The sequence below is a fragment of the Thermodesulfovibrio sp. Kuro-1 genome (assembly GCF_006538445.1).
In the GTDB taxonomy this organism is placed as follows: Bacteria; Nitrospirota; Thermodesulfovibrionia; order Thermodesulfovibrionales; family Thermodesulfovibrionaceae; genus Thermodesulfovibrio; species Thermodesulfovibrio yellowstonii.
This window is the reverse complement of record NZ_BJKS01000005.1, coordinates 197,588-224,184: the sequence shown is the minus strand read 5'-3', so window position 1 is coordinate 224,184 and position 26,597 is coordinate 197,588. Positions and strand designations below refer to the sequence as shown.

Sequence of the window (26,597 nt, the reverse complement as noted above, 5' to 3'; positions counted from 1 at the left end):
TACTTGGGCAGATATTAAGCAAAGCACAAGAACTTCAGTCAATGATACAGCAGATAGCATCTGCAACAGAGGAGATGTCTTCAGTAACAGACCATATAACACAGGATATAGGAAGCATAGCAGAGGGTTCAAAGGAGATATCCCTTGCAGTGGATCAGTCAGCTCAGACAGCAAGTGATATTGCAAGATTGGGTGGAGAATTAAATACAGCAATAGGAAGATTTAAGGTTTAGTAATTTAAAATCACAAGATTGAGAACATTGACAGATTATGTTCTAAATTTATAGAATTAACTAATCCCTGGGGGAGGTCAAAAGACCTGAGAGTTCCCGATAAGGGAAGACCCCTTGAACCTGATCCGGATAATACCGGCGGAGGGAAAGGGAGAGACTGAGTAAAAAACAGCCTCTATCCTTCAGGGATAGAGGTTTTTTATTTAGGAGGTTTTATGAAGCTAAAACTAAATGGCAATGACATAGATGTGAAAGCGAAAACAATAGAAGAACTTTTAAAAGAGCTTGATATAAACCCTCAGAGAGTTGTTGTTGAAGTGAATCTTGAAATTATAAAAAGAGATAGATTTGCTGACTATAAAATAAAAGAAGGCGATTCTATAGAAATCGTTAATTTTGTTGGAGGAGGATAAAATGAATGACTCATTAGTAATAAGAGGAATTGAATTTAAATCAAGGCTATGGGTAGGTACAGGCAAGTATAAAAGCTTTGAAGAAACTGCTCGTGCAATAGAAGCCTCTGGAACAGACGTAGTTACGGTCGCGGTAAGAAGAGTGAATATTATAGACCGTTCAAAGGGAAACCTTCTTGACTATATTGATCCCAAAAAATACAAAATTCTACCAAACACCGCGGGTTGCTACACGGTTGAAGATGCTTTAAGATATGCAAGATTAGCAAGAGAAGCAGGTGTTTCAGACATGGTTAAGCTTGAGGTTATTGGAGATGAAAAAACACTTTTTCCAGATGTATGTGGACTTCTTAAAGCAACAGAGATTCTTGCAAAGGAAGGGTTTATTGTATTTCCATATACAAATGATGACCCAATAACAGCAAAGAGACTCGTTGATGCAGGTGCTGCTGCTGTTATGCCTCTTGGCGCGCCAATTGGTTCAGGGCTTGGTATAAGAAATCCATATAATATAAAGATAATTCTTGAAACTGTTAACATACCTGTAATTGTTGATGCAGGAGTTGGAACAGCATCTGATGTATCAATTGCTATGGAACTTGGTTGCGATGCTGTATTGGTAAACACTGCAATTGCTGGTGCAAAAGACCCTATTATGATGGCTGAGGCATTGAAACATGCGTGCATTGCGGGTAGATTAGCATACAGAGCAGGTAGAATTCCTAAAAAACTTTATGCATCAGCAAGTTCACCTATTGAGGGAATGCTTACATGAATTTTAAGCTTTATCTTATAAGTGATAGGAAGATTTTTCCCAATAAAGAAACTTTTTTCCGAGCAGTAGAAATTGCTTTGAAGGCAGGTATTAAGGCTTTGCAGTTGAGGGAGAAGGATTTGACAGCAAAGGAGCTTTACAATCTTGCAAAAAAATTGAGAGAGATAACTAAAAGAAATGATGCCATGCTATTCATAAATGACAGAATTGATATAGCTTTGGCTGTTGAAGCTGATGGAGTTCATCTTCCACAGAGTGGGTTTCCTCCTCGTATTGTAAGAGAAGTATGGAAAGATAGATTTCTAATAGGTGTATCAACTCACTCTATTGATGAGGCAAAGGAGGCATCAGAATGGGCTGATTTTATTACCTTCAGTCCTATTTTCCATACTCCATCAAAGGCTCACTATGGAGAACCTCAGGGAGTGGAAAAATTAAAGGAGGTTAAAGAATCTGTAAAATGCGAAGTTTTTGCACTTGGAGGAATTAAGCTGGAAAATGTTCATGAGTTAATTCCCTACTGTGACGGAATTGCTCTGATAAGTGGTATACTTGCTCAAAGGAATATTGAAGGAACAGTCAAAAAATTTAAAGAAATTTTAGGAGAAAACATATGACAAGAATAGAAATGGCTAAAAAAGGAATAATCACTGAGGAAGTAAGGCAGGTGGCCCAAGAGGAAGGAGTTTTTCCTGAAGAGCTTTCACAGAATATTGCAGAGGGAAGGGTTGTTATAACAAGAAATATTTTAAGGAATATAAAACCTCTCGGAATTGGTAAAGGACTTAGAACCAAGATAAATGCCAACATAGGAACTTCAAGAGACAAGACAGATATACAGGAGGAGCTTGAAAAGCTTGATATTGCTGTAAAATACGGAGCAGATGCGGTAATGGACCTTTCCACAGGAGGTCCGCTCACAGAAATGAGGAGGGCAATACTTAAGCATTCATCCGTAAGTATCGGGACTGTTCCAATTTATGAAGTTGCTGTGAGAGCAATTGAAAAATATGGAAATATTGTAAAAATGACAGTTGATGATATATTTAATGTTATAGAGGAACATGCAAAGGATGGAGTAGATTTTGTAACTGTTCACTGCGGAGTTACAAAAAAGATTGTTGAAATGCTTAAATCTGGTGACAGAGTTTTGCCAATTGTTAGCAGAGGAGGTTCAATACTTGCAGACTGGATATGCTATCATGACAAGGAAAATCCTCTTTATGAATACTTTGATAGGCTTCTTGAGCTTGCTAAAAAGTATGATCTAACACTTAGTCTTGGAGATGGATTAAGACCTGGATGCCTTGCCGATGCAACAGATAGATATCAATTAATTGAACTTATAACTATTGGCAAATTAAAAGACATAGCTATTTCAGAAGGAGTTCAATGCATAATTGAAGGTCCTGGGCATCTTCCTTTAAATCATGTTGAGACAAATATTAAGCTTCAGAAAAGCATTTGTAAAGAAGCACCATTTTATGTTTTGGGTCCACTTGTAACAGATTGTGCGATGGGTTATGACCATATTGCAGCAGCAATAGGTGGCGCTTTAGCAGGCATGTATGGTGCGGATTTTCTATGTTATGTAACTCCGTCAGAGCATATAAGACTTCCTGATAAAGAAGATGTGAAAGAGGGAGTTATTGCTTCACGGATAGCAGCTCATGCTGCAGACATTGCAAAAGGTTATGCAAAAGCGTGGCAGAGAGACAACAAAATGGCAGAGGCAAGGAGAAATTTTGACTGGCAGAGTCAGATTTCTCTATCCTTTGATCCAGACAAAGTTCATTCAATGCGTTCAGAAAGACCACCTCTTGAAGATGAAAAAGTATGCAGTATGTGTGGTGAGTTTTGTGCAATAAAAATTTCAAGACGAGCTGTTGAATAGAATGTGATACTTTTGAAGAATTCTTTCTACAGCTCTGTGAGCGGAGTTAAATGCGTAAATTATACTGCCTCTTTTGACTGCTACATCACCGATAAGAAAAACTCTTTCAAGATTGCTTTCTCCAAATTCATCAATATCTGGAAGCGAGTCTTTAAATTTTATGCCCATTTTCTCAAGAAGGTTTCTTGGCGTGCTTCCTCCAAGACAGTAAAAAATTTTTGAGAATACTTCGGTATGTCCATCATGGAATATAACTTTTACCGCTTCTTTTTCAGGCTCTAATGCTTTTATCTCTGTGCCCAAAAAAAAGGTTATTTGGTCTTTTCTCTTTTCAAGTTCTCTGAGATTTTCTTCATTTATTCTAAAAAAGTCAGGTCTTCTGTAAGATAAGTATACATCGCATTTTCCTGATAGAATACAGGCAAGTTCAGCAGCTGTATTTCCTCCTCCAACAATTAGTATTTTTTCTCCTTCTGGTAATTCTTTAGGAAGTTCAAAAAAAACTCTATTTTTTATTTCTTCAGGAATGGGATAGGATGGCTTTCTGGGTCTATCAAAAACTCCTGTAGCAATAACTACAACATATGCCTGGGCAACCGTATATGTTCCAGCTTTAATAATATAATATTGTCCAGACCTTTCAAGCCCGTTAATTTCCGTATTGTAAAAAATTTCTATTTTATAGTCGTTAATATATTTTTCAATTCTTTCAAGAAATTGTTCCTTTGTTTCTGTTTCAAAGGAACACACTCCCTCCGAAGTCATATTTATACCTTTGTAGTTTCTGTCCACTCTTTTACCTTCAGGATAGAGTCTTCTTATTGTATAACAAAAATTACCAGTCTTTTCAAAAATAGCGATATCTTTTATGCCCGCTGTTTTTAACTCTACTGCTGTAGCAATACCAGCAGGGCCTGCACCAATTATTGCAACGGATAGCTTTCTCATAAGTTTTTATTATACTTACAAAACCTGATTCTTTACAAACCCTTAATCTGACCTTTTATTTTGTTTATATTCAGAGATTCCTCGTCGCTAACGCTCCTCCAATGATACCTAAGCTGTCACTCTGAGGGGCGAAGTCCTGAAGAGTCTCCTTCCTTTTTCTATCACCCCGAGCCAAGCGAGGGCTCTACTCCTTTTGGAGGAGGAGATCCCTAGGCATAACATAAAAAATGCAAAGTTAGATGTACACCTAAGCTTGCGAAAGAGAGCATGAAAAAACAGGAAAAGGTTTTTTAGATTTCTATCGTCAAATTGTCCTGCGATGTTTGATTTTTTATCTGCTGTTGTTTAAAAATATTGAATAAATAACTTTGATATAATGTTAAAAAATTTCTCAGTAGGAGGCATTGATGGAAATACAACTCAATAAAACACCTGAGTCTCCAGAAGAGAGGAAAAAACTTATTGGGGATATTATCAAGGAAGAGGAGGAACTTTTTGCACAAAGTATTGGATATATTCAGAGGTTAATGATAGAAAGGTTAATAAATTGTGGCTATAAACTTAGTGATATGGAAATCAATAAAGGCTACGAAGTTATTGTATCAGATAAGGAAAAGTTTGTTACATCTGTTGATATTCTCTTAATCCTTGAAGGAAAGGTTGTATTTGCAATTAAATGTACTCCTGCTTCCATTGATTCATGGGAAAGATTCATGATTGCATTTTGTAGAGTAGTTGAACCCTATCAGATTCCTTTTGCTATGGTTACTGATGGGAAGGAGGGAAGGGTTATAGATGTGCTTACGGGCGAGGTTAAGGAAACAATGGATATTCCCTCAAAGCAAGAGTTTTTGAAAGTTTTGCCAGATATAAAATTCATTCCCTACAGTGAGGAAAGACTTCCAAAGGAAAGAAGAATACTTTATGCTTTTGATGCCATAAAGTGCTGTCCAACCTGTAATATATGAAAAAAATTAGATTAGCTCTATGTCAGATAAATCCTATAGTAGGTGATATAGAGGGTAATTTTAGTAAAATTCTATCATTTAAAGAAAAAGCTGTTAAAGAAAAGGCTGATATAATTGTTTTTCCAGAATTAATCCTCACAGGATATACTCCAGAAGATCTTCTTTTCTATCCATCCTTTATAAAAAAAGCAAATGAAGCCTTGAACAAATTGATTGAGAATGTAAAAGATTTTGTAATGATTCTTGGATTACCTGTAAAAGAAGAAGACCTCTATAACTCCGCAGTTATTTTAGCTGAACAAAAAGTAATAGATACCTACCATAAGATTTATCTTCCCAACTACAGTGTTTTTGATGAGATGCGATACTTCAAATCAGGCAAAAGAGCTCCTGTTTATGAATACAGCGGAGTTTTATTTGGAGTTAATATTTGTGAAGATATATTCCATCCTACATTACCAAGTCCTATTCAGGCATCCTCAGGAGCAGAGTTGATAATTAATATATCTGCTTCACCCTTTTATGCAGGCAAATTTGAAAAAAAACTAAGGATGCTTTCAACAAGAGCCTATGACATGGGAGTGTTTATTGCCTATTTAAATACAGTGGGTGGACAGGATGAGATTGTTTTTGATGGAAGAAGCATGGTTATTTCTCCTTCAGGAGAGATAATTACAATGGGCAAAGCCTTTGAAGAAGACTTTATAGTTGTTGACCTTGACCTTGAAGAGGTAACAAGGGTAAGAATGAGAGAACCTAAAATAAGATGGGAATCTGAATTTGAAAGGGCAGAGATAATAAAAATTTCAGGTGAGCAAAAAAAATCTTTAGCGGTACAGTCTCTTCAGCCTTCAGCCTTCAGCCTAAAGATTCTTAGCGAAGAAGAAGAAATATTCAAGGCTTTGAAAACAGGCTTAAGGGACTATGTAGAGAAAAACGGCTTTAGCAGAGTATGTCTTGGCTTAAGCGGAGGAATTGACTCTTCCTTTGTTGCTTTGGTTGCAACCGATGCATTGGGAAGTGATAGAGTTACAGGAGTTTTCATGCCTTCAAGATATACTTCAAGGGAAAGCAGAGAAGATGTTTATGAACTTGTAAAAAATCTCGGGATTGAGCTTATAGAGATTTCCATAGATGAGATTTTTGAGGAGTATCTCAGAAGGCTTGCGGATACTTTTAAAGGCTTGCCAGAAGATACAACTGAAGAGAATATTCAAAGCAGAATTCGCGGAAACATTCTTATGGCGCTTTCAAACAAATTCAGTTGGCTTGTAATTACAACAGGAAATAAATCAGAGATGGCAGTTGGCTATGCCACATTGTATGGTGACATGGCTGGTGGATTTGCAGTTATAAAAGATGTTTATAAAACACAGGTTTACACAGTGGCAAAATGGGCATCACGGGATAGAATTCCAGAAAGAATATTTAAAAAACCACCGTCAGCAGAGCTAAGACCTGGCCAGACTGATCAGGATACTTTACCACCCTATGAGATTCTTGATGAGATACTAAAAAGGCATATTGAAAAATGTATGAGTGAAGAAGAAATAGTGGAACAAGGATTTGACAGAGACACTGTGAGAAAAGTTTTAAGGATGGTTAAGAAAGCTGAATTTAAGCGTAGACAGTCACCTCCTGGAATAAAAATATCTCCTGTCTCCCTTGGCAAAGATTGGAGATTTCCGATTACGAATAGATTTGGAGAATGAGATGGAAAGTTATAAACAGCAAGTTTTGGATATTATAGAACAGAATATAAAATTAATCACTCCAAAAGAAGCCGCCCGATGGGCTACAGAATATCTTAAGAAAAATATTACTGTTTCAAATATAGCATATTTAATTCAATACGGAAGGCTCAAAAACTATGGAAGCAATGGAAATCCTCTCATAGATAAAGATGAATTAAAAGACTATTATGACTCCTTCAGAAACGAACTTTATCAAAAAAGTTCAATTTTTAAGGATATAAATTGGCATTTGTCTTTCAGTGAGTATAAAGAATCTGAAAGAACAAAACATGTTCACAGATTACATCCCTATAAGGGTAAATTCATTCCTCAGTTAGTGGAATATTTTCTTGATTCTCACACAGATGAGTTTAAAAAAGAAGTTTATTTCAAAAAAGATGATATTGTTTTAGACCCTTTTTGTGGGAGTGGAACAACGCTTGTTCAAGCAAATGAATTAGGAATTCATGCTGTTGGAATTGATGTTTCTTACTTTAATTCACTCATTAGCAACATAAAAATAAAAAAGCATGAAATTTCAAAAATATACAATGAAATAAAAAGATTGACTGATGAAATTGAAGATTTTAATAAGAATAGTAAAGTATCATCTTTTGAAAATGAACTAAACGAAGAACTTTCAAAATTTAACAACAAATATTTTCCATTTTCAGATTTTAAAATAGCAATTAGAAATAAAGAGATTGACGAGAACAAATACGCAAATGAAAGATTAAAAGATTTTCTTCCACTTTACTACAAATTAGTTAATAAATACAGTATAAAACTCAAACAGGATAGGGAAGATGCATTCATTGATAAGTGGTTTCTATCTACTGTAAGAGATGAAATAGAGTTTATGAAAGAGAAAGTTTTAGAAATAAATGATAAAGATGTTAAAAATGTAATCATGATAATTTTGAGTAGAACTGTTCGTTCCTGTAGAGCCACAACTCATTCAGATTTAGCAACTTTAAAAGAGCCTGTATTTGAACCCTATTATTGTAAAAAACATGGTAAGATTTGTAAGCCTATTTTTTCAATTATAAACTGGTGGAAAACATATACAGTAGATACCATTAAAAGATTGAGAGAGTTTGAAAAAATAAGAACCGATACTTTTCAGATATGTTTAACAGGAGATAGTAAAGCAATTGATATATTTGAACAAATTAAGAACATTAATCCTGATTTTGCTAACATACTAATAAATAAAAAATTCAGAGGTATATTTTCAAGCCCTCCCTATGTGGGATTGATTGATTACCATGAACAGCATGCATATGCCTATGAGATGTTCGGTTTTGAAAGAAGAGACGAATTGGAAATAGGACCTCTTTATAAGGGACAAGGAGAGGAAGCTAAAATGTCTTATATTAAAGGAATTGCTGATGTTTTAAAAAATTGCAAAAGATTTCTTCAAAAAAATTACGATATTTTCCTTGTTGCAAACGATAAATTTAATCTCTATCCCAAAATTGCTGAATTAGCAGGGATGCGAATAGTTGAAGAATTTAAAAGACCTGTTCTTAACAGGGTGGAAAAAAACAGAGAAACTCTATATTCAGAGTCAATTTTTCATTTAAAGGAAAAATAAATATGGAAATAGGTAGTGATATAAATGAAACAATTGAAAAAGTAATAATCAACAGTTTAAGAAAAAAATTTCAATCTTATAATCCAGAAACCTCTCATATGCCTTTCCATTACAGACTGCTTGGAAAAGACAGGATGACTTTATTTTCTTTCATCCAATCTTTAAATACCACTTTTGGCACATCAATTTTTGAACCAGTTGCAGAGACTTTAGCCAAGTTAAAACATAAACAAGCAAAAAGAAGGTATGTATTAGGCAATAAAATAAGCAAGGAAGCTCAAAAAGAAATCCAAAATATAATAAATGAATTAACAATTGGAAAAAATCCAGATAAAAAAGAAGAAATTGAGCGAATTAGAAGAGTCTGTCAAGAAGGAGAAATTGTCAAACTAAAAACAACGTTGGTTGATTTCTGTGTCATAAGCTATGACGATAATATTCATCTTTTTGATATTAAAACTGCAAAACCAAATATTGGTGAATTTAAGAGTTATAAAAGAACTCTTCTTGAGTGGCTCGCTATCTTTTTCTACGAAAATCCTGAGGCAAAGGTCAATTCATATATAGCAATTCCTTATAATCCCTATGAACCCAAACCCTATGAGCGTTGGACACTGAAAGGAATGCTTGATTTAGAAAATGAGTTGATGGTTGCGGAGGAATTCTGGAACTTTCTTGGTGGTGAAGGGGCTTATGAGGAAGTTTTAAATTGTTTTGAAAGGGCTGGAATAAAATTGAGACCAGAGATAGATGAATATTTTGCAAAATTTAAGTAGGAGAATGAGATGGGAACCTATCATAAACTGATAATTGGTGATGCTACCAGCATGAAAGAGATTGAAGATGAATCTGTTCATTTAATGATTACCTCTCCACCATACTTTAATGCTCCTTTTGATTATAAGGGACTGTTTAAAAGTTATGAGGCTTATCTTGAAATGATTCAAAAAGTTGCAGAAGAAACATACAGAGTTTTAAAGAAAGGCAGAGTAGCAGTTATAAATATTGACGACATGTTGATAGATGGTGAAAAATTTACAATTGTTGCTGATGTGACAAAGATTTTTCAGTCTGCAGGCTTTAAATATAGAGACAGAATCATCTGGAAAAAACCAGATGGCTACCTACGAATAAGCAGACGAAGTGGGGTGCTCCTTCAGAATCCTTATCCTATGTATTTTTATCCTGATAACCTTCTTGAAAGTATACTCATATTTCAGAAAGGCAAATTTAATTATAGTTCAGTGCCGAAGGATTTAAAGGAAGAGTCAAAAATTGATAAAAAAGAATTTTTAGAGAATAAATGGTATTCAACATTATGGGAGATGGTTAATGTTTTACCCAATTCTTCTTTGGAAAAGGATATAGCAGCATTTCCAGAGGAGTTACCTTATAGGATTATTAAACTGTTTTCTTATATAGGAGAAACAGTGTTGGATCCCTTTGCAGGTTCGGGAACAACAATGAAAGTAGCAAGAAAACTTGGTAGAAATAGTATAGGTATTGAAATAAATAAATCTTTGTTATCTGTGATAAAGAAAAAGCTTGGTTTTGAGGGACAACTTTCGCTGGGTGAACACGGGGATAGATTGGAAATTATAATTAGAGAGGAAGAAAAAGTTGAATATTTTTGCTGAAATAGAAGGGATACAATATACTCCTTTTGCATGTCGTACTTTAAAGGAATATAACCTCTCAAATTTAGAGGATGCTTTCAAGAAAAATGCTACTTTTATTTTAAATTTTGATAAAAATAATAAGTTCGCGCTAAGCTGGTGGGTATCACCAAAAAGAACCAGATCATATCCTTATGCAAGAGTTTATGATTCATTGGCTTTTCAGGGCAAAAGAGTAACTGTAATCCCTGTTCTAAAGGATGAGGGTAAGGATGGAGATCGTGATTTTATTCAATGGGACACAATTTCTTTAATGAGTTTGTTGGGTGTTTATGTAATCATATCCTATTACAAAGAAGCACAGAAAAATTTAAAATTTGAAAATAAAATTACCAATCAAAAGTTTGATTTTGAACACATAAAGCAAGAATTAAGAGCGATTTCTTCTTATCAGTCCGATGCCCTACACTGGAATATTACTCAAATTGAAAAAATAAGAGAGATTACTGAGAAGGCATTACAAAGTTACAGGAGAATTTCTAAAAAACTCAAAGTTAAATTACACTCTAAAAAAGAGATAGAAAAAAGAATCAAAGAAGTTCTTACTGAAAAAAATTCATTTATCAATTATTCCAGAGATTTAGCGGAAAAAGCTCAAATTAGAGAAATCAGAACCATTCAGCCTAAGGAGAGCGTAGAAGGACAAAAAGTTCAAATAACAATAAAAAACTATCTTGGGGGATATTATTTTTTTACATGTGATGAGGTTATTATTCAAGATGATAAAATTTATCTTATAGAATGCAAGCACAGCAAAAGATCTATACTACCATCAAAAGCGGACATTAAAGATGGACTTGTAAAAATGATACTTTATACAAATCTAAAAGATTTAAGGATAAATAATGAGAAATTTCAACATCGTTCAATATTAAAATTAACAACTTCACAAAATTTTGATATTGATAAGGTCAAAGAATTGAATTTTTTAAAGCAACTTCACAGGGAAAGCAGGCAGAACAATTTTTTAGTGTTCATAAAGGATACGGATCTGGAAAATCTTATTAAGTAGGAGGTTACAGTGAAGAGATTTTTAATTATTTTTCTGACTGTTTTATTTTTCTCATCCTGTATTTTTATTGACTATTCCTTTTCCCAGCCTCAGCCTCAGATTCAGGCAAGTAAAGACAAACTGCTTCAGTATGCAAAACCTAAAAAACCTGTTAAAATAAAGCTTCATAGGGATAAAAAGGGGGAATACAGTTGGGACATTACGGGCGAAAATGCTGATGAGATTATTAGGGCTGACAAGCGCCTCAGACAACTTCTTAAGGAGGAGTGATGCCGAGAGGCAGACTTTATATTGTTTCAACGCCAATTGGAAATCTTGAAGATATAACATTGAGGGCACTGGATACTTTAAAAAAAGTTGACTATATTGCCTGCGAAGATACTGAACATAGCCTCAAACTTCTCAACTACTACGAAATTAAAAAGCCTCTTATAAGTTACTGGTCTGAAAAAGAAAAGGTTCGGGCTGAGGAGATAATTCAAAAAATTAAAGCTGGTCACAATGTAGCCTTGATAACTGATGCGGGAACACCTGGAATATCAGACCCTGGAGCAGTTATTATATCAAGAGCAATTGAAGAAGACATAGAGATAATTCCTGTGCCAGGACCAACAGCCTTGATTGCTGCTTTAAGTATTTCAGGACTTAACACAGAAGAATTTACATTCATAGGTTTTCTTCCTGTAAAACAAACACAAAGAAGAAAGAAACTTCTTGAGCTTAGTTCTGAAAGAAGAACCCTTGTTTTTTATGAAGCTCCTCACAGGATACTCCAAAGTCTGGATGATATGCTTGAAGTATTTGGAGACAGAAGAATATGTGTAGCGAGGGAACTCACCAAAATGTTTGAGGAAGTACAGAGAGGAAGACTTTCTGAGGTATTAGAAAGACTTGAGGAGTCAAAAATAGCGGGTGAGTATGTTATAGTGATTGAGGGGGCTTTAGAAAAAGATAGAAGTATTGAGGAGGCTTTGAAAGAAGTCAGAGAACTAATGAAAAAAGGAAAAGGTAGAAAAGAAGCTGTTAAAATAGTATCAGAGTTGTACGGTTTAAGTAAAAAAGAGCTTTACGAGGAAAGCTTAAAAAAGGATGAAATATAATGAAAACAGCTTACTTAGTAAGCCCAAATAAAATAGAGATAGTTGAAAAACCGTTATCAATCTTAAAAGAAGGAGAAGTTTTAGTCCGAGTAAAAGCTGCACTTACTTGTGGAACAGATTTAAAAGCCTATTTGAGAGGACATCCTTTAATACCCATGCCAGGACCTTTTGGGCATGAATTTTCAGGAATTATTGAGAAAGTAGGAGATGCTGTAAACGGTTTCAAGGCAGGAGATGCGGTTATGCTTGTTCACACAGCACCGTGTGGAGAATGTTCTTACTGTAAGCATGGACTTTTTAATTTATGTGAGATTCTCACAAAAGACATGATGCTTGGAGCTTTTTCAGAATATATGGTGGTAAAGAAAAGAGTTGTTGAGATTAACATGTTTCACAAGCCTGAAGAGATATCCTTTGAAGAAGCAGCTTTTCTTGAACCTCTTTCATGTATAGTTCATGGAGTAAAGGCTCTTTCACCTTTAAAGAAAGATAAAGTTCTTGTAATTGGAACAGGTCCTGTAGGGCTACTTTTCCTTCAGGTTTTAAAAAGCATGAGTATTAGTGTAGCAGTTATGGGAAGGAATAAAAATAAGCTTAGTTTAGCTGAAAGCTTAGGTGCTGATAGAATTTATTATTCTGGAGAAGAACCTCTGGATTTTACAGATGGTTTTGGTTATGACAGAGTTGTTGAATGCACAGGACAGAAGGAAATTTGGCTACGCTCCATTGATTATGTTAGAAAAGGTGGCACTGTTCTGCTATTCGGTGGGCTTAAAACAGGCACTGAGGTTTGCTATGATGCTGGAAGAATTCATTATGATGAAATAACACTCAAAGGGGCTTTTCATTATAATCCTCAGGATGTTCGTGAAGCCTATGAATTGATTAAATCAAAAAAATTGAAACTAAAAGAGCTCATCTCAGGTAAAATATCTCTTTCAGAGATTTCTATTGCTTTTGAAAAACTATCAAGAGGAGAGGGTATTAAATATCTAATTGAGCCATGAGAAAGATAAAAAAAGAAGACATTGTAAACACAGTAAAGAAACTTTACATGGATGCGGTTATTTCTCTTCCAGAGGATGTCTCTAAGTGTTTGTTAGAAACTTATAAAAAAGAAGAGGGATTGGCTAAGGAAATCCTGAATCAACTTATTGAAAATCAAAAAATTGCTCTGCAAGATAGAGTTCCACTTTGTCAGGATACTGGAATAGCGGTGCTTTTTGTTGAATGGGGTTTCGAGGCGATATACGAAGATGGTGACCTAATGGAAGCTTTTAATGAAGGTATCCGGCTTGCTGTAAAAGAAGGGTATCTTAGAGCAAGCGTTGTTGATGACCCTGTTTTTGAAAGGAAAAATACAAAGGATAACACTCCATGCATAATTCATTTTGAGCCAGTCATGGGCGATAGAGTAAAAATAACTCTTGCTCCAAAAGGTGCTGGAAGTGAAAATATGTCTGCTCTGAGAATGCTTAAACCTGCACAGGGATTGAAGGGCGTGAAAGATTTTGTCATTGAAACAGTTAAAAATGCAGGAGGCAATCCCTGCCCACCAATTATTGTTGGAGTAGGAATTGGAGGCAACTTTGAAAAGTGCGCAATCTTGGCAAAAAAGGCTCTATTAAGAAAGGTGGGAGAGTCAAACAGAAATCCTGCCTATGCACAGCTTGAAAAAAAACTTCTTGAGGAAATAAATTCACTAAACATAGGTCCAATGGGCATAGGAGGTAAGATTACAGCCTTAGCTGTTCATATTGAGTATGCTCCATGCCACATTGCATCTCTTCCTGTAGCAGTAAACATACAGTGTCACTCTGCAAGGCATAAGGAGGCAGAGATATGAGCAGGCTAAAAACTGAAGGCATAAAGATAAAAATTGAAACACCCCTTACAGATGAAGTAATTGAGCAATTAAAAGCAGGTGACTTGGTTCTGATAAACGGATATGTGTATACAGCAAGAGATGCTGCACATAAAAGGCTCGTAGAGTTGATAAATAATAATACACCTCTACCCTTTGACTTAAAAGGACAGATTATCTACTATGTGGGACCAACACCTGCACCTCCAGGAAAAGCAATAGGCTCAGCAGGACCTACCACATCATCAAGAATGGATAGTTACACTCCGCTTCTGCTCTCATTAGGAATTAAAGGAATGATTGGTAAAGGTCAACGAAGTGAAGAAGTTATAAGAGCAATCAAAAAATACAAAGCTGTTTATTTTCTTGCCACAGGAGGAGCTGGAGCACTTCTTAGCAGACATATAGTTTCAGCAGAGGAAATAGCCTTTCCTGAACTGGGGACAGAGTCTATAAAAAAGTTACTTTTAAAGGACTTTCCTGCAATTGTAGCGATAGATTGTCATGGAGGAAATATTTTCAGGGAATAAGATTAAATCATATTTCCTGTTATTCTATCCTTTTTCTGTCATTCCGACAACCTGTTTTGCCCATATCTTCTCTTTATCTCCTCCAAAGCTTCCTCTTTTTTTGAAATTTTGCCCGCAAGAACAAGAGTTTCTATTCTTTCAATTATTTCGCCAACCAGAGGAGAGGGTTCAAATCCGAGAGAAAGGATGTCTTCTCCTTTAATGAGTGGAAGCTTTTTTTTGTTTTTGAGATAGACTTTTTTATAAAAGTTTTCAATTTCTCTGTAGAACCATGCTCTTGCCATTCCAAGAGGGTCTGTGCTTATACTATAAATAAGAACAGGATATAAAATATTTTCATAATTTCTGACAAATCTTACTTTGTCTAAAAGAGTTTCTACTTTTTTAATACTAACCCCAGCTTCTATTAGTTTTTCTACAAATCTTTCTTCCTTTTTTGATGGCTTAATCTGTTTTATGAAAGATAAAGCATGATGCTCAAAGATTCCTGTGAATTTAAGACAGGCTATAATGTTTGGATTAAAGGTAATTTTGTGATGAGTAAAGATTTTTTCTGGATTTCTTATCGCTTCCTCAATTATTATCAGTGCTTGAAGATTTGGTCTGATTTGTAATAAATCAGGCATTTTTAAAAATGCTTTGAATATCTCATCTCCTACCATCATTTCAACTGTTCTTACACTATTGTCCACTGAGAGAATTTTCCAGAGTTCCTCTTTAATTCTTTCTCTTGCTGTCACTTTCATGAGAAAGGCATTTTTTTTCAAGGCTTCACGAGTATTATTCTCTATGTCAAAGTTGACAGTAGCGTGAAATCTGTAAGCTCTCAGAATTCTCAGAGGGTCTGCTTTTAGATTTTCTTCCTTTACCATTTTTATTAATCTACTTTTTAAATCATCCATTCCCCCAAAGGGATCAATGAGGCTTTTAAGAGATAAGTCTGTAGCCATTGCATTTATTGTGAAATCTCGTTCGCTCAGGTCTGCTTCAATTGATTCTCCACTTAATTGAGCAAAGTCAATTGTTACATTATCTTTAACGACTCTACCTATTGAAAATACTTCATCAAGAAGAACAAAGGTTCCTCCTATTTTTCTTGAAAATTCTTTTGCGAGTTCTATTGAGTCACCTTTGATTGCAAAATCAATATCTTTTAAATCCCTCTTTAATAGCAAATCTCTCACAGAACCGCCCACAAGATAAGAGTTTTTGTAAAGTTTTTTTTCTTGTAAAAATTTCACTACTTCGTTAAAGTATTTATTCTCTCTCAGAGTTTCAAACATATCTCACCTCGTGTTTAATATAAATGTTACAGGACCTTCATTTATAAGGGAAACATGCATGAAACTTCTGAAAACGCCTTCTTTCACTGGAATACCTTTACTTCTAAGGCTGTCTATGAAATCCCTATAAAGTTTTTCTGCTTCTTCTGGTGGCATTGCTTTATCAAAGGAAGGGCGATTTCCTTTTTTGCAGTCTCCTGCAAGAGTAAACTCTGATACTACCATTATTTCTCCACCAACATCTTTTATGGAGAGGTTCATTTTAGAGTTGTTATCCTCAAAGATCCTTAGATTAACAACCTTGTCCGCAAGATATTCAACATCCTTTTTACTGTCTTTTTTGTCTATCCCCAAAAAAATAAGGATACCTTTTCCAATCTCTGATATTGTTTCCCCTCCAACTTCTACAGACGCTTTGTTTACTCTCTGCAACAGTGCAATCATTTTATGTTAATATATCATACCATGTTTGAAGAAGTCTCCAAAATTTTAGTAGTTGATGATGAAAGTATAAATTTAGAATTAATATCTGCTATTTTTGTAGATTCTCCACATATTAAGGTTCTTACTGCAAAAGACGGACTTGAAGCAATAGAAATTCTTAAAATACATACTCCAGATGTAATTGTTCTTGATATAAGAATGCCAAGAATGAACGGAATAGAAGTTTTAAATGTTTTAAAATCTGATCCTCACACATCTCATATTCCTGTTGTTGTTCTTTCTGGAGATGACAAAGAAAGAAAAAATGCTTTAAAAAATGGTGCCAATGATTTTATCCCGAAACCATTTGATGCAGAAGAGTTAAAACTCAGAGTTATTAATAATCTACAGGTCAAAAAATATCATGATTTAATAAAAAATATAAATGACGTATTACAGAAAGAAGTAATGAAAAAAACAAAAGAACTCCGTGAAGCTCTGGAACTCGCAAGAGAGGCAGAATATGAAATGGTTGTAAAACTTGGTATGATTTCTGAGTTTAGAGACGAAGAAACAGGGCAGCACATTAGAAGAATAAGTTATTACTCAAAATTACTTGCTCACTTAGCTGGTTTACCAGAATCGGAACAGAGTGTTATATTTTATGCATCTCCCTTGCATGATGTGGGAAAGGTTGGAATTCCGGATAATATCTTGAGAAAGCCAGGACCTTTAACCCATGAAGAGTTTGAAGTAATGAAACTTCATACTATTATAGGCGCTAAAATTCTGGATACAGATCCAAGATTTATTACCCTTCAAGCAGGAAAAATAATAGCAGAACAGCATCATGAAAAATGGGATGGTTCAGGATATCCTTATGGACTAAAAAAAGAGGAAATACATATTTATGCGAGAGTTGTTGTAGTATGTGATGTCTTTGATGCAATGACATCAGATAGGGTCTACAGACCAGCTTTTACTGTTGACCAAGCAATTGATATTATGAAAAAAAATATAGGAACTCACTTTGACCCGAATCTTTTTGATATTTTTATTAGCAATCTTGATGAATTTTTAAAAATAAAAGAAACATTTAAAGATTAAAAATTATTCAACAATAAGATTATCAATTAATCTCGTATCTCCAATTTTTAAAGCAACTGCAAGCAAATATTTATTTTGCCTTTCTTTAACTTCTTCAAGTGTTAACGGATCATAAACTCCTGCATATTGAATTTCTCTGATAAGTGGTTCATTTTTAAATATTTCATGCATTTTTAATTTTACATCTAAAGGCTTTTCCCCTTCGTTTAGAAGTCTTTCCCCCTCTTTTAAGGCTTTATATATAACAGTAGCTGATTGTCTTTCTTTCTCATTTAAATATAAATTTCTTGAACTCATTGCAAGACCGTCTTGTTCTCTTACAGTTGGGCATACAATTATTTCAACATCAAAATTCAAATCCTCAACCATTCTTCTAATTATCAATGATTGTTGATAATCTTTTTGTCCAAAATATGCTCTCAAAGGCTTTACTATGTTGAATAACTTACAGACAATTGTGGCAACACCGCGAAAATGCCCAGGTCTGAAGATGCCGCAGAGTTTATCGCTCAATCCTTCAACTACAACATATGTGCTATAGCCTTCTGGATAAAGAGAATTAACATCAGGCAAGAACAAATAATCAATTGCAAGAGCTTCAAGTTTTTCTTTATCTAATTCTACATCTCTTGGATATTTTTCATAGTCTTCGCCTTGAGCAAACTGTGTTGGATTTACAAAGATACTTACAATAACTATATCATTTTCTTCCTTTGCTCTTCTGATCAAAGATAAATGTCCTTCATGCAATGCTCCCATTGTTGGAATGAAACCTATGGATTTGCCTTTAAATCTTAATTCTTTACTTATTTCCCTCATTATTCTTGGAATTCTTATTACTTCCATAATGGTTTAATTATAACTTAATTTTGGATGTAATAGACAATTCTGGTATACTTAATTCATGTTTTTTCTGAAAAAAGTTATTACCTCTTTGATTTTGCCACCTGGTATTTTAATAATTATTTTTCTTTTAATTGCACTGTTAGAGAAAAGAAGAAATTTTATCCGTTATTTGGCTATTTTCTCGGCCTTATTGGTTTATCTAATCTCTATTGAACCTGTGAAAGATTTATTATTGTATCCTCTGGAAAAAAGTTACAGCGTTTCGGAAAAATTAGATGCTGATGCTATTGTTATACTTGGAGGAGGTGTTTATAGCTGGGCTTCCTTTCCAGAAGATTCGTCAAACAGGCTATTTACAGGATACTTGGTTTATAGGAAAACAAAACTTCCTATTATTGTGTCTGGAGGAGCTGTTGAAGGGAAAATTTCAGAAAGCGCAGCTATGGCTGCAATGTTAAAAGAATTTGGAGTTGAAGATAGCAAAATTATTGAGGAAAATAAAAGCAGAGATACTGCTCAGAATGCTTTATATGTTGCTAAGATATGCAAAGAAAAATCTTTTAAAAAGGTGATACTGGTTACATCAGCCTACCACATGAAAAGATCAGTTAAGTTTTTTAAGCAAGCAGGGCTTGAAGTTTTACCATATCCAGCAGATTTTAAACAAAGCAATCATTATAGTATTTATAGTTTTTTACCGAAATTCGGTAACTTTGCTCTTTCATCAAAAGCTATAAGAGAGTATATAGCTTTAATAGTATATTAAAACACTAATTCATTTAAGTTTTAGAATTTTTGGGGTTTTAAATTTTACAATTTTAAAGTAAAGCCATGCATAGAAAATCATAAAAATAATGCATGATAAAATCAGAAGCAGCTTATACTTCCAGAAAAGCAAAGCAGGAATTGTGCATAATATCTGCATTATCCATAAATAGGGTGAGGTTAATGAATTTCTGAGCCTTCTTTTTATTTTTCTGAATTTAGGTTTTACAATTCTTCTGTATATTAGTGTATGCAGATGTATGCTATCTGGGTTAAAAGGACTGAATGAGCGAGCAAATTTTCTTCTCCATATTGAAAAAACGGTTTCCCATATGGGATACATAAGAAGAAGAAAAGGAAACCATGCAGAAACCTGAGGGTGGTTATTAACTATTAAAACTCCGTTAAGTCCTGCAAGAAATCCTATAGTATAGGCACCTCCATCACCTAAAAAGATATTTCCAAAGGGATAGTTCCATAGAAAAAATCCCATTAAAGAGGCAAAAATACATAAATTAAGATAAAGCAAAAAAATATCACCAACTAAAAAAGAGACATAAGCATAAGATAAAAAAACAAGAATACCCACACCTGATGCAAGTCCATTAAATCCATCTATGATATTTACAGCATTTGAAACCCCAGCAAGAGCAAAAGATGTAAAGATGACTGAAAAGATGAAAATTGATTTAAGAGCATCATCAAAATATGGGATATCAACCCTTAGAAGATTTGCTTCAAGAAGAAAACAGGCAACCATACCAGATAAAAAGGCACAGGCAAGTCTCATTTTTGCACCAACTTTTTTTGTTATATCCTCTGCAATGCCTCCTAAAAATACAGGTATACAGGAAAGAATAATAAAAAGAAATTTATTTGAAAAATCTTTTTTAGCAATAAAAAAGGCAATACAAACAAAAATCAGAGATAAAAATATTGCAACACCTCCTGTTCTTGGAACTTGCCAATTATGAAACTTCTGTATTCCCTCAAACTTATCAAGATGGCTTTTATGTTTAATTCTTAGAAGAATGAGGCATAAAAGAAAGGATGACATAAAAGCAATAAGCAAATAAGGCATAAAACCTCCACATGCTTAATGAGCTTGTTCAAAAACTTGCAAGTTATTTAAAATCAATTTTGACAAGCCCTGTTATTTTTCATTTAGCTTCATCTGTCATTCCGAGCCGAAGGCGAGGAATCTCTTCTTCTTAAACGAAGGAGATCCCTCAGGCAAAGCCCTCGGGATGACCCTTTCGGGTCAGATTCCTCTGGGTCATTGAGACCCCTCAGAATGACAGTTAGTAATTGAATAACCTTTCTAAATATAATAGCATAATAGGTTATTATAGAAAATAATGTTCCAAAGCAAAAAGTTGCTTATTACAATCATAATTATATGCGATTATTCAATAAAAAGATGAAAGTCGCATTTGTTGGTAATTTTTTTCTGCCACCCGAGCGATTTTACTGTCACCTGAGCGATTTTACTGTCACCCCGAGCGTAAGCGAGGGGTCTACTCCTTCTATCATTTTGAGTGGTCTCAATGTTTTTCTTGTCATTCCGAACACCCTCAATGGGTGTGAGGAATCTCTGTCCTGTTTTCCCCTTGCAGAAAAAAGAGAAGGAGATTCCTCGTCGCTAACGCTATGAAGGTAAATCACTAAATAACGAGGCTTGTAGTTTAATGATTTTGTGTAAATTACAATTTTTTGAACAGTTTTTTATTAGATAAAGAGATAGTTTATTGACATGAAAATACATTTCATGTTATTGTTCAAATAATGAACAAATCATCAATAAACGATGAAATCTCCCTTCGTATTCTTGAACATATTCATGAAAGTCCATCAATAACCCAGAGAGACTTAGCATCAAAGCTTGGGATAGCTCTTGGACTTACAAATTCTTACATAAAGAGGCTATATAAAAAAGGCTATATAAAGATTAAAAACCTTACAGGTAAAAGGATAATCTACATGCTTACTCCAAAGGGTTTTACGGAAAAAGCTCGGCTTACGCTAAACTATATGGCAAGGTCTTTTAACTATTTTAAGGAAATAAAACAGCGAATAGATAAAACCTATGACCTGATGGTGTCATTGGGTATTAAAGATGTGGTTATCTGGGGAAATGATGAACTGGCAGAGCTCTGTTATATTGCATCAATAGGGCTTCCTATTAAAATAGTTGGAGTAGTAAGTCTAAATGGAGCTAAAAAATTTCATAATTTACCTGTCTATTCAAAGGCAGAAATAAGAAATACCCAATTTGATGCCATTCTTGTGGCAACTTTTGATGAAAAGGAGATTGCCGAACTAAAAAATATAGATGCTGAGGTTTATTATCTATGGCAGACTTAGCATTTAATTGGTATTGCATATATGTAAAATCAAGACATGAGTTTAAAGTATTTGATAGACTCACAAAGGCTGGCATAGAGGCATTTCTGCCTGCTGTTGAAAGGCTTAGAAGATGGAAGGACAGAAAAAAGCTCATTAAATTCCCGCTTTTCCCCGGCTATCTTTTTGTATGTATAGAGAAAAGCTATGAATTGATGCTTAAAGTGCTTAAAACTCCGGGGGTTGTCACTTTCATAAAAAATCCTTCTGGAGAGCCAGAGCTTGTGCCAGAGGAGGAAATAGTCCCACTTAGAAAAGCAATAGAAAACGGAAGAGAAATAGACCCGTATCCTTATCTCAAGGAAGGACAGAGGGTAAAAATAAAGAGCGGACCCCTTGCAGGAGCAACGGGAATACTGAAGAAAAAAGAGAAGCAGCATTTTTTTTATTCTCTCGATACATATGCTTCAGAGGTCTGTAAGTGTTAAAATAGATGCCTCTGAAGTAGAACTGGCTTAATACGTTTTTAGCCTGCTCGGTTACTACGGCTTTATCTTAATGCCCATGTAACTGAGGAGGCGGAGCATTGGGGAAAGAGGAGATTTGCCGATAAGATGAAAAAAATAAGGGGTTATAAAAAAAAATACATGAAAATCATAGAGCAGCTAAAAAACTTATGCTTAAATTACTACAAAGATAGATTGATCGCTGTTGTTGTTTTTGGTTCGGTAGCAAAGGGAATGTTTAGTCCTGTTTCAGATGTTGATTTACTGATAATTTTAAAAAACAGGAAGAGTCAGTATAGAGAATATTCGGATTATTATGATAACGTTGAAAGTAAAATATCGGTCGGAGATTTAATGGTTGAAATTAATCCAATTTTTAAATCTATCAGAGAACTAAGCATCAGAATCCCTTATCTGTGGAATACAGAATTCTTAATACTTTATGATAAAGAGAATTTTTTCAGAGATTTCTTAAAAAAACTTCAAGAATTCAAGGAAAAATTTTTAGTTTTTCATACCAATCCTTTTGACTATATAAAGGTATTAAATGATAAACAGGGAACTTTTTGAAGATCATATAAAAAGAGCAAAATTAAGATTCAGAATTTTAGGAGAATATCTGCAAGAAAAAGACTATGCGGATGTTATAAGAACATCTCAGGAAATCGTAGAACTCATTCAGAAGGCTATACTGATAAAAATCGGTATAAAACCTCCCAAATGGCATGAGGTAATAGATGTTATTCTTGAGAACAAAGAAAAATTATCAGATGATGTTAATCGTGAGTTAATGAAATTAAGAAAAGATTCAAAATGGCTAAGAAGTCAGAGAGAAATTGCTTTCTATGGTGATGTGGACTTTATACCAATTAAAGACTATACTTTGAAAGATGCCAGAAAAGCCATTTCAACTGCAGAAAAATTTTTAGAAATTATTGAAAAAATTAAGTAGAAAAGAAAGAAATCTCTTAAAGTTTTGTCTGACTCCACTTTGTTACGGCTTGGACAAAAAAGTGTCATTCCGAAAGGCTTGATGCCCCGAGGAATCTCTGTCATGATAAAATAAAAACGAGGAGATAAAATGAGATTTAAAGTGGTGATAATATATGATCCAGAATACGATGGCTATGTTGTTGATGTTCCAGAGCTTGTAGGATGCATGAGTCAGGGGAAAACAATAGATGAAGCTCTTGAGAATATAAAAGATGCAATTAGAGGATGGATAGAAGTAGAAAAAAAACACGGAAGATTTGACATTTTTGAAGAAAAGGAAGTGTTTCTTGGCGAGGTTACTGTTTAATTGGGGGCTTTGTCCAATATCTCAGGCAAAGAAGCAGTAAGAATTTTTCAAAAATTTGGTTATATACTTGATCATCAAACTGAAAGTCATATGATTCTTTATCACGAATCAAGGCCAACGCTTTCAATTCCAAATCATAAAGAATTAGCTCCAGGACTGTTAAGAGCTTTAATTAGAAAAAGCGGATTAACAGTGGAAGAATTTTTAAAGAACAAATGAACTCAAAGATTAAAATCCTTGTCACAGGTGGAGCAGGGTATATAGGAAGCCATGTAGTGAAGGCACTTGGTGAGAGAGGCTATCAGGTGCTCACCTATGACAATCTCTCATACGGATGCAGAGATTCAGTGCTTTATGGAGACCTTGTAGTTGCTGATTTGGCAGATAAAGAAAAGTTGAGGAGAGTATTTGAAGAATTCAAACCCGATGCGGTGATACACTTTGCTGCATCAATAGTAGTGCCAGAGTCTGTGAGAGAGCCAATTAAATATTACAGAAACAACTTTTGCAATACCCTTAACCTCATCGAGACATGCATAGAAAAGGGAGTGAAAAACTTTCTATTCTCATCTTCTGCTGCTGTTTACGGTATACCTGAAAAGTCTCCTGTTGATGAGACTGCGTCACTCGCTCCTATAAATCCCTACGGAAGGACAAAAGCAATGGTAGAGCATCTACTTGCTGACCTCTCTCAAGCAGAGGATTTCAGATACGTATCCCTTCGCTACTTCAACGTTGCAGGTGCTGACATTAGCGGAAGATTAGGGCAGAGAAGGCCAGATGCAACCCATCTTATCACGCTCGCTGTAAAAACTGCACTCGGTAAAAGACCCTTTCTTGAAATATATGGCACTGATTATCCTACAAGAGACGGAACATGTATCAGAGACTACATCCACGTAGATGATCTTGCCGAGGCACACTTATTGGCTTTGGAGTATTTGATACAGAATGGCAAAAGCGATATCTTCAACTGTGGATATGGTCATGGATACTCTGTTAGGGAAGTAGTGGATGCTACAAAGAGAGTTTCAGGCGTTGATTTCAAAGTAATAGAGACTACCCGTAGAGAAGGAGACCCTCCTGAACTTGTGGCAGACAGCAGAAAGATAAAGAACACTCTTAACTGGATGCCTAAATACGACGATATTCAATACATAGTAAAAACAGCCCTTGAATGGGAAAGAAAGCTGCCAAGATAAAAAGTCTTCCTTTGTCAGCCCGAGCGTTAGCGAGGGATCTCAGTAAAGGATGAGATTCCTCGTCGATTACGCTTCTCGGAATGACAAGTAAAGAAAGTCTCGGAAGGACAGGAATAGAGAAATGATAGTAATGGAGAAAAGTGAAGGCGCCCCTATTCTGTCACCCTGAGGCGAAGCCGAAGGGTCTCCTCCTTTTAAAAAAATGAGGAGATTCCTCGCTCCGCTTCGCTACTTCCGGAATGACAAAAAGAGTGTTCAGATTGATACAAATATAGGCGGAATGATAAGAAGAGGACACAGAATGACAAAGAGGAAAGTCTCAGAGTTAAAAAAGTTAAATTATTCCATGGGTGGATGATAGATGAAAAAAGCACTTATAACAGGCATAACAGGCCAGGACGGAAGCTATCTTGCAGAGTTTTTACTTTCAAAGGGCTATGAAGTTCATGGACTTATACGAAGGGCAAGCACCTTCAACACCCAGCGGATAGACCATATATACATTGACCCCCACCTGCCTGAAGCAAGACTATTTCTTCATTACGGAGACCTTTCTGATTCGGGACAGCTCGTGCATATTATATACAACATTCAACCCGATGAGATATATCATCTCGGAGCTCAGAGCCATGTACGCGTTAGTTTTGACATGCCTGAGTATACTGGTGACATTACTGCCCTTGGCACAACAAGACTTCTTGAGGCAATACGAAGAAGTGGTATAAAGACAAAGTTCTATCAGGCCTCCTCCTCAGAGATGTTTGGTGCATCTCCACCACCTCAGAACGAAAAAACACCTTTTTATCCAAGAAGTCCCTATGCGGCTGCAAAAGTATATGCCTACTGGATGACAGTAAATTACAGAGAGGCTTATAAACTTTTTGCCTGTAATGGCATTCTTTTTAATCATGAAAGCCCAAGAAGGGGAGAAACCTTTGTCACAAGAAAGATCACCAGAGCTCTTGCCCGTATTCTTGCGAGCAAACAGGATAAACTCTACCTTGGAAACCTTGAGGCAAAGAGAGACTGGGGTTTTGCCCCTGAATATGTGGAGATGATGTGGCTCATGCTCCAGCAGGATGAGCCCGATGACTATGTGGTGGGAACAGGAGAGAGTCATTCTGTGAGGGAATTTGTTGAAAAGGCTTTTTCTTATGCAGGGATTGAAATTGAATGGAGAGGCAAGGGCGTTGAAGAAAAGGGTATAATTGCCTCTGTTGATTATTCTATAAACTCAAATCTAAAGCCCGGTGATATAGTAATTGAAATAGACCCTAAATATTTTCGACCCACAGAAGTTGAACATCTTCAGGCAGATATTACGAAGGCAAAAGAGAGACTTGGCTGGCAACCAAGAACAACCTTTGATGAGCTTGTGAAAATAATGGTTGATTATGACATGAAGCTTGCAGGGATTGAACCAGTTGGAGAAGGTATTAAAATCTGTATTGAAAAAGGTTTTTGCTATACAAATCATGAATATTCAAAGGAAGGGAAAATCTGAAAGTATGCGGTGGAGATTCTTCATCGCTATCGCTCCTCAGAATGACAATGAAGAAACGTGCCTCAGAATGACGCCCATGGCGTTATCCTTGACATTTTTTGTAACCCTGATTCTTCTATTTGTCATCCCGAGAGTTAGCGAGGGCTCTCATCCTGAGGGCTTTGCCCGAAGGGTTTCAAAGAAGAGGAATTCTTCGCCTTCGGCTCAGAATGACAGCTCGGCTGTCACCCTGAGCGATAGCGAAGGGTCTCTTAAGGTTGAAATTATTCAACACTTTGTGACTTAGAATGACAGTTATGCCATCATACCAAGTAACCTCAGCGGTTGTGAGGAGTCTCTCACTTAGTTTATCTCTGAAAAAAGAGGAGGAGATTCCTCACTTCGTTCGGAATGACACTATTGTTACCCTGAGTGAAAGCAAAGGCTCTCCAAAAGATAGGATTTTTAGTCTCCAGCTCAGAACGGCAGGGAAAGGGAGGTCCTTTAACTTTTTTCAGGACTGCTTCGCTTTGGCTCGGAATGGTCGTTTCCACTTTGTCATTCCGAATTTTTTTGTATTCAGAACTTTTTCATCC

General features: G+C 35.4%; 30 protein-coding genes, 1 pseudogene and 1 riboswitch. Of the genes and pseudogenes, 26 read left to right on the top strand and 5 right to left on the bottom strand.

The window, feature by feature from the left end:
- The 5 genes and pseudogenes from FLY87_RS08450 to thiC all read left to right on the top strand — a co-directional run.
- Positions 1 to 233 (top strand): annotated as a pseudogene (locus FLY87_RS08450) (methyl-accepting chemotaxis protein); the annotation flags it as partial.
- Between the two features lie 59 nt (positions 234 to 292).
- Positions 293 to 398, top strand: a riboswitch (TPP riboswitch).
- Positions 399 to 448: 50 nt separating this feature from the next.
- On the top strand, positions 449 to 646 hold the full coding sequence (gene thiS / locus FLY87_RS08445; protein WP_012546191.1) for a sulfur carrier protein ThiS: 198 nt from the start codon (positions 449 to 451) through the stop codon (positions 644 to 646).
- A gap of 1 nt (position 647) precedes the next feature.
- On the top strand, positions 648 to 1,421 hold the full coding sequence (locus FLY87_RS08440) for a thiazole synthase (protein ID WP_141266918.1): 774 nt from the start codon (positions 648 to 650) through the stop codon (positions 1,419 to 1,421).
- Positions 1,418 to 2,038, top strand: a complete 621-nt coding sequence (gene thiE / locus FLY87_RS08435) for a thiamine phosphate synthase (protein WP_141266916.1) — start codon at positions 1,418 to 1,420, stop codon at positions 2,036 to 2,038. Before FLY87_RS08440 ends, thiE begins: the two co-directional genes overlap by 4 nt.
- Positions 2,035 to 3,315: a phosphomethylpyrimidine synthase ThiC gene (gene thiC / locus FLY87_RS08430; protein ID WP_012546777.1), complete on the top strand. Its 1,281-nt coding sequence runs from the start codon at positions 2,035 to 2,037 to the stop codon at positions 3,313 to 3,315. The genes thiE and thiC overlap by 4 nt, the downstream gene beginning before the upstream one ends.
- Here the strand turns inward: thiC and FLY87_RS08425 are convergent.
- Positions 3,295 to 4,263, bottom strand: a complete 969-nt coding sequence (locus tag FLY87_RS08425; protein ID WP_141266914.1) for an NAD(P)-binding domain-containing protein — start codon at positions 4,261 to 4,263, stop codon at positions 3,295 to 3,297. The two genes, thiC and FLY87_RS08425, sit on opposite strands and share 21 nt — an antisense overlap.
- 407 nt (positions 4,264 to 4,670) lie before the next feature.
- Between FLY87_RS08425 and FLY87_RS08420 the strand changes: the two genes are divergently transcribed.
- Genes FLY87_RS08420 through FLY87_RS08370 form a run of 11 tightly spaced genes read left to right on the top strand, consistent with a single transcriptional unit; the run spans position 4,671 to position 14,743 of the window.
- Complete coding sequence (locus FLY87_RS08420; RefSeq protein WP_012545918.1) at positions 4,671 to 5,231, top strand: type I restriction enzyme HsdR N-terminal domain-containing protein; 561 nt, start codon at positions 4,671 to 4,673, stop codon at positions 5,229 to 5,231.
- A complete protein-coding gene (locus tag FLY87_RS08415) occupies positions 5,228 to 6,943 on the top strand; it encodes an NAD+ synthase (protein ID WP_028842704.1) in 1,716 nt (571 codons plus the stop codon). Before FLY87_RS08420 ends, FLY87_RS08415 begins: the two co-directional genes overlap by 4 nt.
- Before the next feature lies 1 nt (position 6,944).
- Complete coding sequence (locus FLY87_RS08410; RefSeq protein ID WP_012545223.1) at positions 6,945 to 8,561, top strand: restriction endonuclease subunit M; 1,617 nt, start codon at positions 6,945 to 6,947, stop codon at positions 8,559 to 8,561.
- 2 nt (positions 8,562 to 8,563) lie between these two features.
- Complete coding sequence (locus FLY87_RS08405) at positions 8,564 to 9,337, top strand: TdeIII family type II restriction endonuclease (RefSeq protein WP_141266912.1); 774 nt, start codon at positions 8,564 to 8,566, stop codon at positions 9,335 to 9,337.
- Positions 9,338 to 9,346: 9 nt separating this feature from the next.
- Positions 9,347 to 10,198 (top strand): site-specific DNA-methyltransferase, encoded by an 852-nt coding sequence (locus FLY87_RS08400; RefSeq protein ID WP_141266910.1) that lies wholly within the window; start codon positions 9,347 to 9,349, stop codon positions 10,196 to 10,198.
- Positions 10,182 to 11,249: a hypothetical protein gene (locus tag FLY87_RS08395; protein ID WP_141266908.1), complete on the top strand. Its 1,068-nt coding sequence runs from the start codon at positions 10,182 to 10,184 to the stop codon at positions 11,247 to 11,249. The genes FLY87_RS08400 and FLY87_RS08395 overlap by 17 nt, the downstream gene beginning before the upstream one ends.
- Positions 11,250 to 11,258: 9 nt before the next feature.
- Positions 11,259 to 11,519: a hypothetical protein gene (locus FLY87_RS08390; RefSeq protein ID WP_141266906.1), complete on the top strand. Its 261-nt coding sequence runs from the start codon at positions 11,259 to 11,261 to the stop codon at positions 11,517 to 11,519.
- Positions 11,519 to 12,349 (top strand): 16S rRNA (cytidine(1402)-2'-O)-methyltransferase, encoded by an 831-nt coding sequence (gene rsmI / locus FLY87_RS08385; RefSeq protein ID WP_141266904.1) that lies wholly within the window; start codon positions 11,519 to 11,521, stop codon positions 12,347 to 12,349. Before FLY87_RS08390 ends, rsmI begins: the two co-directional genes overlap by 1 nt.
- Positions 12,349 to 13,356, top strand: a complete 1,008-nt coding sequence (locus FLY87_RS08380) for a zinc-binding dehydrogenase (RefSeq protein WP_141266902.1) — start codon at positions 12,349 to 12,351, stop codon at positions 13,354 to 13,356. The genes rsmI and FLY87_RS08380 overlap by 1 nt, the downstream gene beginning before the upstream one ends.
- A complete protein-coding gene (locus FLY87_RS08375; protein ID WP_141266900.1) occupies positions 13,353 to 14,195 on the top strand; it encodes a fumarate hydratase in 843 nt (280 codons plus the stop codon). Before FLY87_RS08380 ends, FLY87_RS08375 begins: the two co-directional genes overlap by 4 nt.
- Positions 14,192 to 14,743, top strand: a complete 552-nt coding sequence (locus FLY87_RS08370) for a Fe-S-containing hydro-lyase (protein WP_141266898.1) — start codon at positions 14,192 to 14,194, stop codon at positions 14,741 to 14,743. The genes FLY87_RS08375 and FLY87_RS08370 overlap by 4 nt, the downstream gene beginning before the upstream one ends.
- A gap of 38 nt (positions 14,744 to 14,781) precedes the next feature.
- Here FLY87_RS08370 and FLY87_RS08365 read toward each other — a convergent pair whose 3' ends face one another.
- On the bottom strand, positions 14,782 to 16,026 hold the full coding sequence (locus FLY87_RS08365; protein ID WP_141266896.1) for a CCA tRNA nucleotidyltransferase: 1,245 nt from the start codon (positions 16,024 to 16,026) through the stop codon (positions 14,782 to 14,784).
- Between the two features lie 3 nt (positions 16,027 to 16,029).
- On the bottom strand, positions 16,030 to 16,470 hold the full coding sequence (gene dtd, locus FLY87_RS08360) for a D-aminoacyl-tRNA deacylase (RefSeq protein ID WP_012545012.1): 441 nt from the start codon (positions 16,468 to 16,470) through the stop codon (positions 16,030 to 16,032).
- Between the two features lie 21 nt (positions 16,471 to 16,491).
- Here dtd and FLY87_RS08355 point away from each other — a divergent pair, with 21 nt between their 5' ends.
- Positions 16,492 to 17,556 carry an HD domain-containing phosphohydrolase gene (locus FLY87_RS08355; RefSeq protein ID WP_141266894.1) on the top strand — a complete coding sequence of 355 codons (1,065 nt, stop codon included), beginning with the start codon at positions 16,492 to 16,494 and terminating at the stop codon, positions 17,554 to 17,556.
- A 3-nt stretch (positions 17,557 to 17,559) separates the two neighbouring features.
- Here FLY87_RS08355 and panC read toward each other — a convergent pair whose 3' ends face one another.
- Positions 17,560 to 18,402, bottom strand: a complete 843-nt coding sequence (gene panC, locus FLY87_RS08350) for a pantoate--beta-alanine ligase (protein ID WP_012546748.1) — start codon at positions 18,400 to 18,402, stop codon at positions 17,560 to 17,562.
- A 58-nt stretch (positions 18,403 to 18,460) separates the two neighbouring features.
- On the opposite strand from panC, the gene FLY87_RS08345 reads away from it, so the two are divergent.
- The gene (locus FLY87_RS08345; RefSeq protein WP_141266892.1) at positions 18,461 to 19,168 is read left to right on the top strand and encodes a YdcF family protein; all 708 of its coding nucleotides are present in this window, start codon (positions 18,461 to 18,463) and stop codon (positions 19,166 to 19,168) included.
- A gap of 9 nt (positions 19,169 to 19,177) precedes the next feature.
- Here FLY87_RS08345 and FLY87_RS08340 read toward each other — a convergent pair whose 3' ends face one another.
- Positions 19,178 to 20,248, bottom strand: coding sequence for a glycosyltransferase (locus FLY87_RS08340; RefSeq protein WP_141266890.1), 1,071 nt, complete (start codon positions 20,246 to 20,248; stop codon positions 19,178 to 19,180).
- Between the two features lie 704 nt (positions 20,249 to 20,952).
- Here FLY87_RS08340 and FLY87_RS08335 point away from each other — a divergent pair.
- The 8 genes from FLY87_RS08335 (at position 20,953) to gmd (ending at position 26,022) form a co-directional block, all read left to right on the top strand.
- The gene (locus FLY87_RS08335; RefSeq protein ID WP_141266888.1) at positions 20,953 to 21,531 is read left to right on the top strand and encodes a winged helix-turn-helix transcriptional regulator; all 579 of its coding nucleotides are present in this window, start codon (positions 20,953 to 20,955) and stop codon (positions 21,529 to 21,531) included.
- Positions 21,519 to 21,998: a UpxY family transcription antiterminator gene (locus tag FLY87_RS08330; RefSeq protein ID WP_181406018.1), complete on the top strand. Its 480-nt coding sequence runs from the start codon at positions 21,519 to 21,521 to the stop codon at positions 21,996 to 21,998. The genes FLY87_RS08335 and FLY87_RS08330 overlap by 13 nt, the downstream gene beginning before the upstream one ends.
- A gap of 126 nt (positions 21,999 to 22,124) precedes the next feature.
- Positions 22,125 to 22,586 carry a nucleotidyltransferase domain-containing protein gene (locus tag FLY87_RS08325; RefSeq protein ID WP_141266886.1) on the top strand — a complete coding sequence of 154 codons (462 nt, stop codon included), beginning with the start codon at positions 22,125 to 22,127 and terminating at the stop codon, positions 22,584 to 22,586.
- Positions 22,564 to 22,968, top strand: coding sequence for a HEPN domain-containing protein (locus FLY87_RS08320; RefSeq protein WP_141266884.1), 405 nt, complete (start codon positions 22,564 to 22,566; stop codon positions 22,966 to 22,968). Before FLY87_RS08325 ends, FLY87_RS08320 begins: the two co-directional genes overlap by 23 nt.
- A gap of 129 nt (positions 22,969 to 23,097) precedes the next feature.
- The gene (locus FLY87_RS08315; protein ID WP_012546684.1) at positions 23,098 to 23,316 is read left to right on the top strand and encodes a type II toxin-antitoxin system HicB family antitoxin; all 219 of its coding nucleotides are present in this window, start codon (positions 23,098 to 23,100) and stop codon (positions 23,314 to 23,316) included.
- Entirely contained in the window at positions 23,317 to 23,535 is a 219-nt protein-coding gene (locus tag FLY87_RS08310) for a type II toxin-antitoxin system HicA family toxin (protein WP_164924812.1), read from the top strand.
- On the top strand, positions 23,532 to 24,518 hold the full coding sequence (gene galE, locus FLY87_RS08305; protein WP_141266882.1) for a UDP-glucose 4-epimerase GalE: 987 nt from the start codon (positions 23,532 to 23,534) through the stop codon (positions 24,516 to 24,518). The genes FLY87_RS08310 and galE overlap by 4 nt, the downstream gene beginning before the upstream one ends.
- 361 nt (positions 24,519 to 24,879) lie before the next feature.
- Positions 24,880 to 26,022: a GDP-mannose 4,6-dehydratase gene (gmd, locus tag FLY87_RS08300; RefSeq protein ID WP_141266880.1), complete on the top strand. Its 1,143-nt coding sequence runs from the start codon at positions 24,880 to 24,882 to the stop codon at positions 26,020 to 26,022.
- Positions 26,023 to 26,597 lie beyond the last annotated feature (575 nt).

Coding starts and splice junctions, on each gene's coding strand:
- thiS (WP_012546191.1), top strand. CDS start 449: ATGAAGCTAAAACTAAATGGCAATGACATAGATGTGAAAGCGAAAACA.
- FLY87_RS08440 (WP_141266918.1), top strand. CDS start 648: ATGAATGACTCATTAGTAATAAGAGGAATTGAATTTAAATCAAGGCTA.
- thiE (WP_141266916.1), top strand. CDS start 1,418: ATGAATTTTAAGCTTTATCTTATAAGTGATAGGAAGATTTTTCCCAAT.
- thiC (WP_012546777.1), top strand. CDS start 2,035: ATGACAAGAATAGAAATGGCTAAAAAAGGAATAATCACTGAGGAAGTA.
- FLY87_RS08425 (WP_141266914.1), bottom strand. CDS start 4,263: ATGAGAAAGCTATCCGTTGCAATAATTGGTGCAGGCCCTGCTGGTATT.
- FLY87_RS08420 (WP_012545918.1), top strand. CDS start 4,671: ATGGAAATACAACTCAATAAAACACCTGAGTCTCCAGAAGAGAGGAAA.
- FLY87_RS08415 (WP_028842704.1), top strand. CDS start 5,228: ATGAAAAAAATTAGATTAGCTCTATGTCAGATAAATCCTATAGTAGGT.
- FLY87_RS08410 (WP_012545223.1), top strand. CDS start 6,945: ATGGAAAGTTATAAACAGCAAGTTTTGGATATTATAGAACAGAATATA.
- FLY87_RS08405 (WP_141266912.1), top strand. CDS start 8,564: ATGGAAATAGGTAGTGATATAAATGAAACAATTGAAAAAGTAATAATC.
- FLY87_RS08400 (WP_141266910.1), top strand. CDS start 9,347: ATGGGAACCTATCATAAACTGATAATTGGTGATGCTACCAGCATGAAA.
- rsmI (WP_141266904.1), top strand. CDS start 11,519: ATGCCGAGAGGCAGACTTTATATTGTTTCAACGCCAATTGGAAATCTT.
- FLY87_RS08380 (WP_141266902.1), top strand. CDS start 12,349: ATGAAAACAGCTTACTTAGTAAGCCCAAATAAAATAGAGATAGTTGAA.
- FLY87_RS08375 (WP_141266900.1), top strand. CDS start 13,353: ATGAGAAAGATAAAAAAAGAAGACATTGTAAACACAGTAAAGAAACTT.
- FLY87_RS08370 (WP_141266898.1), top strand. CDS start 14,192: ATGAGCAGGCTAAAAACTGAAGGCATAAAGATAAAAATTGAAACACCC.
- FLY87_RS08365 (WP_141266896.1), bottom strand. CDS start 16,026: ATGTTTGAAACTCTGAGAGAGAATAAATACTTTAACGAAGTAGTGAAA.
- dtd (WP_012545012.1), bottom strand. CDS start 16,470: ATGATTGCACTGTTGCAGAGAGTAAACAAAGCGTCTGTAGAAGTTGGA.
- FLY87_RS08355 (WP_141266894.1), top strand. CDS start 16,492: ATGTTTGAAGAAGTCTCCAAAATTTTAGTAGTTGATGATGAAAGTATA.
- panC (WP_012546748.1), bottom strand. CDS start 18,402: ATGGAAGTAATAAGAATTCCAAGAATAATGAGGGAAATAAGTAAAGAA.
- FLY87_RS08345 (WP_141266892.1), top strand. CDS start 18,461: ATGTTTTTTCTGAAAAAAGTTATTACCTCTTTGATTTTGCCACCTGGT.
- FLY87_RS08340 (WP_141266890.1), bottom strand. CDS start 20,248: ATGCCTTATTTGCTTATTGCTTTTATGTCATCCTTTCTTTTATGCCTC.
- FLY87_RS08335 (WP_141266888.1), top strand. CDS start 20,953: ATGAACAAATCATCAATAAACGATGAAATCTCCCTTCGTATTCTTGAA.
- FLY87_RS08330 (WP_181406018.1), top strand. CDS start 21,519: ATGGCAGACTTAGCATTTAATTGGTATTGCATATATGTAAAATCAAGA.
- FLY87_RS08325 (WP_141266886.1), top strand. CDS start 22,125: ATGAAAAAAATAAGGGGTTATAAAAAAAAATACATGAAAATCATAGAG.
- FLY87_RS08320 (WP_141266884.1), top strand. CDS start 22,564: ATGATAAACAGGGAACTTTTTGAAGATCATATAAAAAGAGCAAAATTA.
- FLY87_RS08315 (WP_012546684.1), top strand. CDS start 23,098: ATGAGATTTAAAGTGGTGATAATATATGATCCAGAATACGATGGCTAT.
- galE (WP_141266882.1), top strand. CDS start 23,532: ATGAACTCAAAGATTAAAATCCTTGTCACAGGTGGAGCAGGGTATATA.
- gmd (WP_141266880.1), top strand. CDS start 24,880: ATGAAAAAAGCACTTATAACAGGCATAACAGGCCAGGACGGAAGCTAT.